Source organism: Nostoc sp. UHCC 0302 (genome assembly GCF_038096175.1).
In the GTDB taxonomy this organism is placed as follows: Bacteria; Cyanobacteriota; Cyanobacteriia; order Cyanobacteriales; family Nostocaceae; genus UHCC-0302.
Window position 1 is genome coordinate 4256838 of record NZ_CP151099.1, and the last position, 14380, is coordinate 4271217.

The window sequence follows — 14380 nt, forward strand, 5'->3', positions numbered from 1 at the left end:
CACTCTGTCATTTTCCCTGTTTCAAAATATCTAAGTAAGAAATGGCACTAATTTCTGAGAGAGTCTGCAACCAAGTAGGAATTGCTAGCTCATTTGGCGAGTCTCCAGATGCCAAATATCTTAGTAATGCTTCTTTTTTTGTGAGGTTTTGCAGACTGGGAATAATTTGATCTAAAATGCCTTCTAATTCTGAATTAACTTGTCGATTAACTTCACTGACATACTGCACAAGGTGGAGACTCGCGCTAGCAGTAATTTCATCTCGCAATCGCAATACTAAAAGTTGGTGATTACCAGATTTGGGAATGCCTTGGTTTCTCTGAGGGGCCCAGTCAAAGATTTGACCGATATCATGTTTCTCATCTTGACGGGCTAAAGGAAACATAATTTCAGGGATGATAGCTTTTTCTTTATGAGCAATTTCGGCAATGATTGCTTCGTTCCATTGGTTAGGATCGCATCCTAAAAACAGTTTGTAAAATAACTCGGCTTCCTCAATACCAAATTTCTCTTCGATAAATTGTTCTCTTTCTGGTTGGAGAATTGTCTTCAAATAGTCGCGTTCTTGGGCTACCTGATTTGATAATTTATTCAACAAATCTACAACTGCTTGATGAATGCGATCGCGGGCAAATTCTTCTAGTTCTTTAATTGTTTTAGCAAATGCCGGATAAAAATCATCACTCTTAGTCGGCAGAGAACTATTTACTCGGTTTCCTCTATCAAACAATTTCCCTGCTGCACCTTTAGATTCTGCTAGAGCGATCGTGCCATTATTAGCTTTATTAAAGAGTAAAGTCCACTGATTCCAATTGAGTATCCTAAAAGTGAGTTCATCTTTTACCACATCACTGACAACAACTCCGCGGCGGTCTTTAAGTGGTTCTTTCCCTAAATTTTTTTGAAAGTTCCTGTAGGTTTTATCTAAACTTTCGACAGTAAAACACAACTCGCTAAATGCTGGGCTGTCTGCTGTTGGTATGCCTTGCTCGTGAATTTCTTCTATGATGTTTTTTAAATTATCTTGTTGCTGACTCACTACATCAGCAGCTCTCCGAGTATCTTCATACAGTTGCTTCAGACCGTGAGTAGCTAAGTGGCTTTGAATCAATTCTCGCAGCTTGCTAATACCCCCATCTTGAGCAAAGTAACCTAGTTGTTTGCCCAAATTGCTGCGGATACCAGATTGCAGCAGCCGTTGGCTTAAGCGTCCCCATTTCTCTTGCAAACGTTTAGACTGGTCTAGGTAATTAGGATAGTCTAAGTTAGCCAAAAACTCTGGTGAGCCTGCTTTGACTGTAGTAGAACGTTTTGCCAACTCAGCAAGCCCCAAAAGTGGCGAAAGTAAAACAATACGGTCTTTTTGGGTTGTAAATGCACTTGCACCATCAATGGTAGTTTGCAAAACCTTCAGTTTTTGCAAAACAGTTTCTTCCTGTAAATCATTGTCGGCGGGGTTATCCTCAATCAGTTTGTCAAGTTCTCTTTCACCTCCTTCATTGTCTAAGGGTAGTTGGTCGAAGCGACCTACACCTACAAGAATTAAATCTTTCAGGTCTTGTCCTGGTCGCTGCTGCTGCATCATGGTAAAGATTTTATTAGCGCGATCGCTTCCTGGAGATTTGCCATTTAGCAAAACTAAAATTGTCTGTACTTCTGCCAATTCTCGCAGCGACAAAAAGGTATCCCTAACCCCGGAATTCGCAGCCCCTAATCCTGGAAAGTCTAAGAGTATAAATCTATCAGCACCCGTAACATCCCAAATTTCTCGTGATATTTTGACCTCGATATCGACACGACGAATCAGCGGAAAGCTATTCTGCAATAACTTTGTAGGTAGCCTTTGGGGTGGACTCGGTAATCGAATATGTGCTGGCGGTAAATCTTCAAAGTTCAAAGTTTGAATTGCCATTGGCTGCTCAATGAGCTGTAGCCCCTCACGAGCGGTGATGGCATCAATCTGGTAGCGCCCACCACACATCGCTTCCCCATAAGAGTGATAAGCACGAACAAACAACACTAACTCGCGCAGCAGATACCTAAGTTCTAGATTGTTACTGGCATTCCATGTTTCCTCGCACCAGCTAAGAATATCTTTCCAAGAACCAAGCTTCGAGAGCAATACAGGAGGGAGTCCTACGGCTGTTGTCCGTCTATTTGCTTCCCCCAACATGAAATGCAGGCATTCATTCATCCCCTCATGAGAAAGATACTCTACAGTTAAATTACTTATCTGCGTTGTCATAAAACCGTCTTGAGGGATGATATGGATGGCAGTAACATTACCTGTCGTAGGGTTTTCACTTACTGGCAAAGCGTCTGCATATCCAATCAAGCTGCCTAAAAGTAAGGTTTTACCACTACTGAATTCCCCCATCACACCGATTTTGACTGGCGAAGTAGCAAGTTCTACAGTTTTTTCAGCAGCTTCCCGCAGACGAGCCAGACAATCATCAAGGCTAGCTGGAACCCAATCTTCTTGTTTAGAGGGGTGCTGCGGAACCGAATCTACTTTTCTGAGGATAAATTCACCGTACTCTTTAAAACACTTGAGTTTTTCTGGTTCCATAGAGTAGTTTTCCGCCTTACATCAATTTCTGTGAGCTTTATAACATAAAAAAAACGTGAGAAACAGCCATTATGCAATGAGTTAACATCACATTAAGTATTTCTCTGAGTTTATTTGCTATTTTAATGTGAGCGATTTTTATCAGCTAATATTATTTTGAAAAATCTGGTTTTGGTGTCAACAGGAAAAAGTTAATATTATTAATGTAAACTTTTGATGAAGAAACAACTGTTTGAGAAAAAATATATTCTATAGCAATCCTATCTGATTTGTTAAAATAATTCTCGCCGCAGGCTACCACAGAGGCGCAGAGAACGCAGAGAGAATAAATATATAGCGCTTCTTGTTTCTATGCAATACACTCTGACTTCTTTCCAAACCTCTTTCCTAAAAGGAGAGAGGTTTTAAATCTTACTCCCCTTCCCTTGTAGGGAAGGGGCTGGGGGTTAGGTCTATATTGGACTAACCTGAGAAACGCTATAGTTTTCACAAATGATTTAGGATTGCGATATTTCGGTACTGTTAGGAATCCGATTGAGCAAGCCAAAAGTCTAATTATCAATTTACGGGCAATTTAAGGAAGAGAGTTAATTAACTTAGCTTACAGAGAATTTGGATATTATTTTGATTTTTTGAAGATTTTTCTAATTTGTAGGTTTGAGTCATGGTTCGCCAGCATATTATGTCTTCTAAGCCTGTATGGACTGAGATTTTAGGACATGAAATTGCAGAGATTGCAGGAAATTCGTTTGCTTCTTTTGTGCATCCCGATGATTTAACAATGTGTGCAGATTATTTTCAAATAGTTTTGACAACAAACAAAAAGCAAGATGCAATTGAATATCTGTTAAAAAAACAATTTAAATCTTGCTAGCTGGTTTTCAATTGCCGTAGTGAGTATTTTATTCAGTTCGCTACTGTCTTGGAATTGCAAAATTTGCTGCGTAGGTAAGTCAAAAGGAAATTGTCCTTCTAAATTTGGACGTTGCATCTGTGCTAGTAAAATTTGTTCAGACCGCTTACTTTGGATAGCATAGCCAATTTCAACACAGACATTCGGACTGGGAATTAGTTGCAGGGTTTCTTTGCCATCGACGCTAGCAATGGCTGTAGTATCTGCAACAAACAGCAAGCTCTTTCGGATTTTTCGCATGATGGTGCGATTAAGCCGTAAAGGAGCATCACTAGGACGGGAAGATTCTACTATTGTTAAAGGAAGGCGCGATCGCGAGTTTAAATCTGCTAAACTTTTTTGCAATTCCTCTTTGAGGACATCTCTGGCTGCGGCATACTCAGTTTGATAACACAAAAAAATTGTTGGTTCTAACTGAGCTAACAACGCTTGCTTGGTGAAATAAATCTCATGACTGATTAAGTCAATGTTAGCTACACAATAGCCACCACTACCCTCAATATAAAATTCAATATTTTCCCCTTCCAGATAGCGCCCAAACCAAGTTGATTTCTTAACTTCGTCACTTTCTTCTAAAAAGTCTGCTCGTAATCCTGACTTCAGCAGGCTTTTTTTACTTAGGCGAATGTCCGGCGGACGCTTTTCCACTTCTGGAATCGGTTCATAATCCTGGAGATACCATGCTCTGAGCGCAATAATTGACATAAGGCGCTATTTCTACTGTCTCTTGCTATTCAACTTTGTATAAGCTTACACTTAGAGGCAGCATCTTAGCCAATTTCTTTCTAAAGACAACAACACCCAAACTTCTACTAGCTGAATTATTTCCTCTCTTTGTTGATCCTAGCCAGGGATGAACTAACTTCCATTACTTTTTTAATAAGCAATGAAAACAAGTTGCAGCGCCCCCTATTCTTCTACTTTGAGGAAATAATAGTGTTCGCGTTGGGTGTTGCTGTGTTTTGTCGAGACAGATGGATGTCAAACAGCGTCTTTTACCTCTTTTGTACGTTTCCAATGCAGCTGTTGTATCTGCCAGGGAAGCTTTAGTTGCTTCAATCATTAAGTTAGCACCTGTTGATAGGAGTTATTATTTCTTGCAACTAAACTTTACTTTTTTCTGATGAATTATTAAGTAATTTTCATCAAGAAATCTAGTTCAGTTGTATTTCCCATAAGCTCCTCTTTTTGCTTATAGATCAATAGACTATACGCTCTAAATAGCCTCTTCATTTTTTATTTAGTCTCTTAAAAATTCTTTGAGTAACCTTATAGAAAAATTAAGTAATTGCTCAATGTTTGTTTAAGTTTTAAAAACTATGAATTTAATCATACCTAAGATAGAGACGCAATTAATTCTTTGTCTGTTCAAGAATATTGTCTTTGGCAAAAGCTTGCAGGGGAATCTCAATCCAGAACTCTGTACCTTTTCCAGGTTCTGAAATACACTCCATTATTCCACGATGTTTTTCTACGATAATCTGGTAGCTAATAGCTAATCCTAGCCCTGTACCTCTGCCTACAGGCTTAGTAGTGAAAAACGGGTCAAAAATTAGCCTTTTGACTTCTGGAGTCATTCCAGGGCCATTATCAGCAACGCAAATCAACAGATGAGATTTGTCTGTTGAAATTTGAGTAGAAATTCGGATAGTAGGGATTGGGCATTGGGTTAAACAGGCAGAGGTGAAAGACTTACAGAAAGTTTCCCCCTGCCCACTGCCCCCAGCTCCCATTTCCAGGGCATCAATAGCATTGGTGATAATATTCATAAATACCTGATTTATCTGTCCGGCATAGCATTCTACCAGTGGTAAGTCGCCATACTCTTTGATCACTTCTATGTCAGGAAACTCAGAATTTGATTTCAGGCGATGCTGCAATATTAATAAAGTGTTATCTATGCCTTCATGCAAATCAACTCGTTTGTGTTCAGCTTCATCTAGGCGAGAAAAATTGCGTAATGATAAGATTATTGAGCGAATGCGCTCGGCTCCTACTTCCATTGAGGTCATAATTTTTGGTAGGTCTTGTACCAAAAATTCAAAATCGATCGCTTGAATCGCTGCATGAATTTCACTATTGGGATCGGGATAATGCAACTGGTAGAGGCGTAAAATTTCTAGCAGTTGTTCGGTGTAGTCACTGGCGTGAGTCAAGTTACCGTAGATAAAGTTAACGGGATTGTTGATTTCGTGTGCTATACCCGCCACTAACTGTCCCAAGCTGGACATTTTTTCAGTGTGAATCAATTTTGTCTGTGTTTCTTGAAGTTCATGCAGAGTATGCTCTAACTGTGCAGCTTGAGTTCTGGCTTCAGCTTCTGCCGCGCAAGTTTGTTCATAGAGTTGTGCTTGCTGAATCGCGATCGCCGCCTGATCGCCTAGCTGTTGCAGCAAATCAATTTCTGCATCCTGCCAATTTCGGGGTATGTCACACTGATGGGCAATCAGTAATCCCCACAATTGCATACCTATATTAATGGGGACAATCAGGTTGGCTTGCACTTGTAAATTTTGCAAAAATTCTTGATGGCAAGCACTTAAAGAGGCGGTTGCTACATTGTTAATTGCCCTAACTCTGCCCTGAAAGTATAGACGACTATACTCGTCAGGAAAACAGTCAGATGGTACTTTCACTCCTAAAACTGACGGCCAGTTGCCATTAATCTCTTCAACAATCACCGATGCACTTTCTAGTTGGTAAATCAGTACACGGTCTGAATTAAGGAGGGAACGGACTTCCCGTACAAGAGTTTGCAAGGTTGTCTGCAAATCTAATGTTCTACGGATATGTTCTGTAACTTGCTTGAGTACCTTAGTCAGTAGTAATGATTTTTCTAGTTCAGCAGTTTGCTCTTGCACCCGGAATTCTAAGTTGATGTTCAGCGCCTGTAGCTGTTGGTAGGTTTGCTGCTGCTCAATTGCCATTGAGAAGTGATGACATAAGGCTTGCGCTAGTGAAATGTCTTCCGGTTGCCAATCAAGTGCTTGCCCCTTTCTTTCCTCTCGCCAAACTTCAAAGGACAGCCGGGGTAGCTGTTGGCGTCGATTCTCATCACAGCGTCCTGCCCACAAAATTTCGGTGTCAATTTCTGGACGGAAAATGCTTAATACACCGATAAAATGTTCACGATAATGTAGGGGAATCACCATGATTCCTCGAATAGGAGTCGGCTGAAACGCTAAAGCCAAAACTCGCAAATGTTGTTCTTTGTAGAGATCAGCGATCGCCCAAACTTTCCCTGGTTTGCCCTCCGCCATCCAGTTTTGCCATACTGGATGCTGTTCAATCACCATATTTTCTAATTCATAAGGCAGTGATGGTTGGTTTCCCCAGGTGTATAGTTCCCCACTCTTTTCAATGTAAAGCCTGCCACCAACTCCACCAAAAGCTGCAATTGTAGTTTCTAATGCTGCTGACAATTGGATTGTCGGCATTTGATGCAACAAAGTCGTTACTTGGTTGATGATAGCTTCTCGCTGTTTTTGGGCTAAAGCTTCGGTGAGTAAGTTACTTTGAGCGATCGCGATCGCTACTTGATCGGCAACTTGCTGCAATACTTTTAGTTCCCGCTTCAAAATTGTTCGCGGTTGACTGTGATGGGATACTAATAATCCCCACAATTCCGGCTTTGCTGATTGCCCTTTGAGGTCATAATGTAGTAGTGGCACTATAAATGAAGATTGCACACCCATTGCCTTTAAGTATTGGATATGGCATGGGTCTACTTGCCGAAAGTAAATATTCTCGGTTTTAAGGGGTTTGCCAGTTTCTTGTGAATGTAGTGGTGATACCCCTATCTTGCCGCCCGCTACATCCACAATCGAACGTTGCCGTGCTAGCAGAAACAGTTCTCTGGCCTTTTGCGGAATATCGTCTGCTGGAAAGTGCAACCCTAATAGAGATGGTAGACGTTGCTCATGGATAGATTCTGCGATGACTTCACCACTACCATTCCTATCGAACCGATATATCTTCACCCGGTCTGTATCCAAAAATGTCCGAACTTCAGCAACAGTAGTTGTTAATATCTCTTGAAGGTCGAGCGATCGCCTAATCTGTCTTGTCATCCTATGCAGCAAACTTTCTTGGTCTAAGCTTTGCTGCGACCCCCTTGGTTTCTCAGTAAATGTCATTGCTTGTATATACCAAAAGCGAATTATAAAATTTTGTTTATAGTTGTCACTGAGGAGAATTTTTCTTTGAGAATCCATTAATTTTTGGGCTTCAACTTCAGAAAATTGTCTTCAGTGACTTTCATTGATCTTATATTTTTTAATCTTAATTTATGTACGTAAAATCACTCAAAATACTTCCAAATCGATTGTTTTTATATTAATTATTTTGTGCTTTTTTACTTTCTTGCATCAATTATTTCATCAAAAAATTAAACTCAATGCAAGAGAATAGACAATTATTGTAAATTTATTAAGCTTCCTATTTGGGGGAATTTTACGATTCCCCTCTCATGGATAATTGGCTAATTAATATGATTATTAAGACAATCTTAACCGTAGATTCTCGGCAAAGATAGTAACTTGCGGATTTCTTCACGCACACTCATGAGAACTTTACCGAGATGGTTTTGACCTGTTTCATCAGCACCACAGCCCCAAAAATAATCTGTTGGTGAGTTTTCAACTAGAATTTCATCGCCTGTAGTCAAGAGAACTTCTCTAATCTCAGCATGAGTGAGAAACTTTTTGAGTACAGCTTCTCGCATAACTTGAGTTTTAACAAAATTCCAGTCTCGACGCAATTGACGGGTGCCACAACGTCCCAAAGCAGCAGCTTCTTCTGGGGTCGGAGCGGCATGAATCACAGGTATAATTACTGCATCTACACTGCCCACAAATTTTTGTGCTTGATAATAATGCTCAACCGTTGCCCAATAAGTTCCTTGGATGTGGATACCGTGGGGAGAAAAGTTAGAAAAACAGCCATAAGGCTGCCAAACTTTATAAAAGTAAATGGTCATTTGAAAATTGCTCTTTAATATATATCAATTTCTATAATGCCTGTAGATGCTGACAGGAAGTTGTTTACTTTAGATTGAATTAGCTTACTTGCCTCTAGATAGAAGATATTGCTCTTAAAAAAGTTCTATCGTGGTAAAAGAGCCCGTATATGAGGTTGACGATGGAGGCGAAGAGTGAAAAGACCCCCAACAGACAAACCCCACTAATTACAGCTGGAATTGTCCTCGGTCTGGGTCTGGGAGGATTTATTGATGGCATTCTACTGCATCAGCTCCTCCAGTGGCATCATATGTTAAGCAACATTCGGCCTCTAACAACCAGCACGAATATAGATATCAACATGGTATGGGACGGGTTATTTCATGCCTTTGACTGGGTGCTGACTGTAGTAGGAATAGTTTTGCTGTGGCGGGCTGGAGGTCGTGATGATGTTGCTTGGTCATCACAGACTTTTGTCGGGTCATTGCTAATTGGTAGTGGGTTATTTGACGTAATTGAAGGTATAATTGACCACCAAATCCTCGGTATACACCATGTGAAACCAGGGCCGAATCAGCTAGCTTGGGATTTGGGATTTCTTGTATTGGGTGCGCTGCTTGTTGTAGTTGGCTGGATAATGGTCAAAAAGCAGGAGGAAATACGCGATTAATCGCGTCTGTACAAGAGTCAGGAAGCAGGAGTAATTAATTATCCTTGCTTTCCACTCCCCCACTCGCCTATTCGCTACTCCCTTAATGTTGATGATGATACAAAAGAACAGCTACCCTTGCGAATTTGATAGACTATCTTAAATTTGAAATTATAAAAGCTGGGAGCTCCGGGCTGATAACTAAAATATATGAGTGAAGCCTTATTTTGTATCGAAAATCTGAAAGTTGCATATCCTCAGCGTAGTCAAGAAGCACCAAGTTGGGCGGTTGATGATGTGTCTTTCACCCTGCAACGAGGTGAAAGAATGGGATTGGTAGGAGAATCAGGTTGTGGTAAGTCAACTATCGGACGGGCAGTGATGCGCTTGCTCCCAGCCTCCAGTCGGGTTGAGGGACAGGTAAGATTTCAGGGACAGTCGGTATTTGATTTGACGCCTAACCAGTTGCGTAAATTTCGGGGAGAGGCGGTGGCGCTGATTTTTCAAGATCCGATGACGCGCCTCGATCCGTTAATGACGATTGGTAAGCATTGTATTGAAACTCTTCAGGCGCACTCACCAGAGTTATCAGCACGGGAAATTAAAGCAAAAGCACTTGCGACTTTAGAAAAGGTGAAGATTCCTGCTAGTCGTTGGAATCAGTATCCCCATGAGTTTAGCGGCGGAATGCGACAAAGAGTAGCGATCGCTTTAGCTTTACTTCTCAACCCCAAGTTAATTGTTGCTGATGAACCTACTACCAGCTTAGATGTTACAGTCTCCGCGCAGATATTGCAAGAATTAACGCGACTGTGTACTGAAGAAAACATGGGACTGCTGCTAATTTCTCATGATTTGGCAATGGTGGCAGAGCATTGTGATCGCATTGGTGTAATGTATCAAGGCAAGATGGTGGAAATGGGTGCAACAGCAACTGTATTTAGACAACCTCAGCATGAATACACGCGATCGCTTTTAAAAGCAGCTTTGCACATTCAAGCAGTAAAAGATAATGGCGAATTGGTAATTGCAAATGCAGAAGACAAACAATTTACCATTATCCATCAACAATCCCCAATACTGCGTGTCAGTAAACTACAGCAATATTACACGATAGAACCTAATTTTATTGAACGGCTGTTTAAAGCCCAAGGTCAAACAATTAAAGCAGTGGATGATATTAACCTAGAACTTTATCCAGGGGAAATTCTGGGATTGGTTGGGGAGTCAGGCTGTGGTAAGAGTACCCTGTCACGAACGATATTGCAACTCATTCGTCCGACAGGTGGCAAAGTTGAGTTTTTAGGAAGAGATTTAACTAGCCTATCACGCCAAGAAATTCGCTCATCACGGCGACAAATGCAAATGATCTTTCAAGACCCTCATGCTTGTCTTAATCCAGCGATGACAGTAGGACAAAGTATAGCTGACCCTTTATTTATCCACAAACTTGCTGACCCTGTTAAAGCAAAAGAACAAGTGCTGTGGATGCTTGAGAAAGTAGGGTTAACACCGCCAGAAATTTATTATCAACGTTATCCGTCAGATTTATCTGGTGGACAGCAGCAGCGAGTAGCGATCGCGCGTGCTTTAATTACTCATCCCAAACTTTTGATTTGCGATGAACCAGTGAGTATGTTAGACGCCAGCGTGCAGTCACAAGTGCTGGATTTGATGTTGCAATTAAAGGAAGAGTTTGAGTTAACGTATTTGTTTATTACTCATGACCTCTGGTTAGCAAGATTTTTGTGCGATCGCATTGCTGTAATGAACAGTGGTCAAATTGTAGAACTTGGTTCTACAGAACAGATTTTTACCAATCCTCAACACCCATATACCAAAACCTTACTAGCAGCTGCTCCTTTACTAGCACGAGCTTAAATAAAGTTAGGAGTTAACATTGAGTAGTGATAAGTTAAGAATTTCTAACTCCTGTAGAGACGCGTAGACCTCGAAGAGCGGCTTCTCGTAAGAGTATAATCGTGTCTCTACTCCTAATTACTTCCTTCAATTAATTTAGTTGTTTCACCAGTCGAGGAACCGTACAATTCAACGAATCTATTAAACAGTAATGCAGTTTCGTGATTGGAAGTCTTACCTAATTTAAATAAACGGCCTATATTTTTCTCAGCTAAAGCCCGTAAATACGGTAAGTCTTCAAAAAGTGTTAGACAAGAAGCAAAATGCAAAATTATTTGCAATATAGGTTTTGGCCACTCTAAGTCACTATAAATGTCTATAAAGAATTGATGCTCCATGTCATTTAAAGGGAAGGCATGAAATATCACAACTATTCTTTTGTTGTCATAGACAGGAATATTCAATTCAATAGTATAAGGACTATGCAAAATTAAATCCACTTCCACAATTGGTTGTCGCCAAATTCTTAAAGGATTAACTGGCGAATCTAAAAGCGTTTGAAACTTGATGGTTCCACCAAAATCTGTAGCTTGAAAATGGCTAATACTCACAATTCTCAAGTTATTGAGACTAAAACTATGTACTGTCTCTAAATGTTTTAAACTTAATAAATGATAGATTTGGCAGAGATACGGAAAAGGTAAAATATACTCTTGGCTAATCATGTGTCTATTTTTCAACTTCAGCTTATTAGCTTGAGTCCGATTTAGATATTCTTGATATTGGCTAGGTTCTAAATCGTTACTGCTGAAGCTTTCGCTTGGTTTTAGATATAGCCAACTAATAAAAAAGAAAAAAGTTGTAAATAGCTGAAAAATTTCTATAGGGGATAAATAACCATCAGAAAATGATGAAAGACTTCTATCAGTTATTCCAAAAAGCCAAGAAGGAATGCCAACAAGCCAAATACCATTCTTTAGTTGATCTATAAGAAGAGCAATCTCTACTGCTGTTGAGAGATTACTATTTTTATTTGCACTCGAATCTTTAAGATTATTTTTAATGCAATTAATAGGCATAGTAACTCTAATTAAGAATTTCGCTTGCTTGACACTAAAGCCTAGCTTATATAACTAAATTAATCTTAAGTAAAAGATAAATATATTTACCTCTATCTTGAGCTGTAGATAGAAACTACATTCATATGCAATTGAATAAAAACAATTTCTTCTAACTTTAGGTGAAAAAACTATATATTTTATATATCTTTATACATACAACTTCAATAAAGTATGCTTTGTAAAGCTTACTGCTAAGGAGTTTAGTAATTTATACTCTGATGCCTATGTTAAAAATAAAAACTGGAAAATCTTGCTATTAGAGAGTACAAAAATTAAGTTGTTAAAATTTGATAAAAGAGATATATCTATGATTAGAGGAAAAAGTTTATTCTTATTAAACTCATCCAATCATCTGTTTCTCATGGATTAATACTGAATGAGGAGTTAAGAATAAACCCACGACTTAAGATTAACCAGTTGCGTAGCACAGAGAAGTCTGAGTAGAGGCTTCCTTCGTTACCGTGGTTCCTGCGGAGTAGCTTGTCCTGATAGAGTCGCTGACACCAAGCCTACGCTTTGCGTTTAGCTCCTCAGAATGTTACTCTCTTGTTCGTCAAAAAGAATGATGTAGTCAGGAACTTTGTACATCTACTTTCATCAACGGGTTTAAATATTTTCTAGATTCTCCTGAGAACAACCTGTAATAGTTACAGTAAAAGCCGTAGAATTCTTACTGTTAAAGCTGTATTATTTTTAAATATTTTCTGAAGATTTTCTCCAAGACGGCAGCAATGACTATCCGCCATGCCATAGAAACTGACTTGCCTACAATTGTGGCAATTTACAATACTGCGATTCCCACCCGTATGGCAACTGCTGATTTAGAGCCAGTCTCTGTAGAAAGTCGCCTTGCTTGGTTTAATGGGCGATCGCCTTCACAACGCCCACTCTGGGTAATTGAAGTAGAAGGAGTAATTGCTGGATGGCTGAGTTTTCAATCCTTTTATGGACGACCAGCTTACAATAAAACTGGCGAAATTAGTATTTACATAGCCCCTGCATTTCATCGATGTGGTTTGGGAAGGCAACTTCTAGCACAAGCAATCGACGAAAGTCCTAGCTTGGGTTTTAAAACCTTAGTAGGCTTCATTTTTGCCCACAATCAACCGAGTCTCAAGTTATTTGAAACATTTGGTTTTCAGCGTTGGGGACATTTGCCAAAAATCGCTGAACTTGATGGTGTTGAACGAGACTTAGTTATTGTCGGGCTGCGAATTAGTAAACCTACTGTCTAATTATGAGAAGGGGTCAAAAGACAGAATTCAGAACACCCCATACCTGAAGTAAATTTTAAGTAGTGGCGTGGCACGGCTAAATTTGTGCATTAGGATTTATGTTTTTTGGAGCTAAAGCCCAACTACGTGCCTTTAGCCTAACGCACCTAACTCTTACTGGCAGTGCGTTAAGCGCTTTTACCATATTTTTTGTGACAAATCAGATTGAAATATGCCCTTAACACAACGCCAGTTGTTTCTCCCTACAGCCCTTCTCCTAAAGGAGACGCACTTGCGTTCGGGCATCCTACGGCAGGCGCTAGTCTCTCCCTTTGGGAGAAGACCCTACTGCCTCACGAATTACGAATTAGACGCTGTTTAGGTTCAGGGATTGAACGCCCTAAATCCTTAGCAATTTCTATCCATTCCTGCATAACGACTTCTATATTATTTAGCGCTTCTTGATAAGTGTCACCATCAGCAGCACAACCTGGTAATTCTGGAACTTCCGCAATAAAAGCTTGGTCTTCTGCACTCCAGTAGAGAATAATTTCATAACGAAACATCAATTTTACTCCCTAGCTGATACTTGATAATCACTGCACGAACTAGTTTAATTTGATAGCCTTTAGCTTTACCTAACTTGTGTTGTAGGCTCAATATTTCTTCTACACCTTTTTTAGTAAAGATTCGGTGAGAACCACGAATCTGCTCATCAAACCCTAGTTTATACAAGAGTTGCCAAAGTTGAGCAAAGGGAATATCTGTGTCAGAAGTCCCTGAAAGGATTTTAGCTAATAGTTTGTCTTGCTGACTCACGTTTTTTGGAGTGTCTTAATATTTCTATAGTCTCATATTTATTCCAAAATTTGTGTTGTGAAGAGAAATACATAGACACGTAGCAGCTTCTGATCAGACTTTGCCTGTTGCAAAAAAATCAGACAAATAAATTTAAGTACAAAATCAGTAAATACAAGAGTAAAGTTAACAGTTAAAGCATTTTTCAATAATTTGAATACAGGATTGTTGCTTAGTAAGGTATTAATAGACAGAAAGTTTAGGCGATCGCCTTATGCAAATATTAAATTCTCAATTT

At 39.7% G+C, this 14380-nt stretch carries 11 protein-coding genes; 4 read left to right on the top strand and 7 right to left on the bottom strand.

Annotated elements, in window-relative coordinates:
• Positions 1-7 precede the first annotated feature (7 nt).
• A complete protein-coding gene (locus tag WKK05_RS18420; protein ID WP_341524559.1) occupies positions 8-2569 on the bottom strand; it encodes a proteasome protein in 2562 nt (853 codons plus the stop codon).
• Positions 2570-3233: 664 nt separating this feature from the next.
• On the opposite strand from WKK05_RS18420, the gene WKK05_RS18425 reads away from it, so the two are divergent.
• Entirely contained in the window at positions 3234-3443 is a 210-nt protein-coding gene (locus WKK05_RS18425) for a PAS domain-containing protein (protein ID WP_341524560.1), read from the top strand.
• Here WKK05_RS18425 and WKK05_RS18430 read toward each other — a convergent pair.
• From WKK05_RS18430 to WKK05_RS18440, 3 genes are all read right to left on the bottom strand, one after another.
• Positions 3417-4187, bottom strand: a complete 771-nt coding sequence (locus WKK05_RS18430) for a hypothetical protein (RefSeq protein ID WP_341524561.1) — start codon at positions 4185-4187, stop codon at positions 3417-3419. The genes WKK05_RS18425 and WKK05_RS18430 overlap by 27 nt on opposite strands.
• 647 nt (positions 4188-4834) lie before the next feature.
• Entirely contained in the window at positions 4835-7618 is a 2784-nt protein-coding gene (locus WKK05_RS18435) for a GAF domain-containing protein (protein ID WP_341531119.1), read from the bottom strand.
• Between the two features lie 371 nt (positions 7619-7989).
• Positions 7990-8460 (bottom strand): NADAR domain-containing protein, encoded by a 471-nt coding sequence (locus WKK05_RS18440; protein WP_341524562.1) that lies wholly within the window; start codon positions 8458-8460, stop codon positions 7990-7992.
• Positions 8461-8621: 161 nt separating this feature from the next.
• On the opposite strand from WKK05_RS18440, the gene WKK05_RS18445 reads away from it, so the two are divergent.
• Together WKK05_RS18445 and WKK05_RS18450 are read left to right on the top strand one after the other, a co-directional pair.
• On the top strand, positions 8622-9110 hold the full coding sequence (locus WKK05_RS18445; RefSeq protein ID WP_341524563.1) for a DUF2243 domain-containing protein: 489 nt from the start codon (positions 8622-8624) through the stop codon (positions 9108-9110).
• Positions 9111-9299: 189 nt separating this feature from the next.
• Positions 9300-10970 (top strand): ABC transporter ATP-binding protein, encoded by a 1671-nt coding sequence (locus tag WKK05_RS18450; RefSeq protein ID WP_341524564.1) that lies wholly within the window; start codon positions 9300-9302, stop codon positions 10968-10970.
• Between the two features lie 113 nt (positions 10971-11083).
• Here the strand turns inward: WKK05_RS18450 and WKK05_RS18455 are convergent, their stop codons facing one another.
• Complete coding sequence (locus tag WKK05_RS18455) at positions 11084-12028, bottom strand: hypothetical protein (protein WP_341524565.1); 945 nt, start codon at positions 12026-12028, stop codon at positions 11084-11086.
• 773 nt (positions 12029-12801) lie between these two features.
• Here WKK05_RS18455 and WKK05_RS18460 point away from each other — a divergent pair.
• Positions 12802-13305, top strand: coding sequence for an N-acetyltransferase family protein (locus tag WKK05_RS18460; protein ID WP_341524566.1), 504 nt, complete (start codon positions 12802-12804; stop codon positions 13303-13305).
• Positions 13306-13637: 332 nt separating this feature from the next.
• Here WKK05_RS18460 and WKK05_RS18465 read toward each other — a convergent pair whose 3' ends face one another.
• The gene (locus tag WKK05_RS18465; protein ID WP_341524567.1) at positions 13638-13853 is read right to left on the bottom strand and encodes a type II toxin-antitoxin system HicB family antitoxin; all 216 of its coding nucleotides are present in this window, start codon (positions 13851-13853) and stop codon (positions 13638-13640) included.
• On the bottom strand, positions 13837-14103 hold the full coding sequence (locus WKK05_RS18470; protein WP_341524568.1) for a type II toxin-antitoxin system HicA family toxin: 267 nt from the start codon (positions 14101-14103) through the stop codon (positions 13837-13839). The genes WKK05_RS18465 and WKK05_RS18470 overlap by 17 nt, the downstream gene beginning before the upstream one ends.
• Positions 14104-14380: the final 277 nt, after the last annotated feature.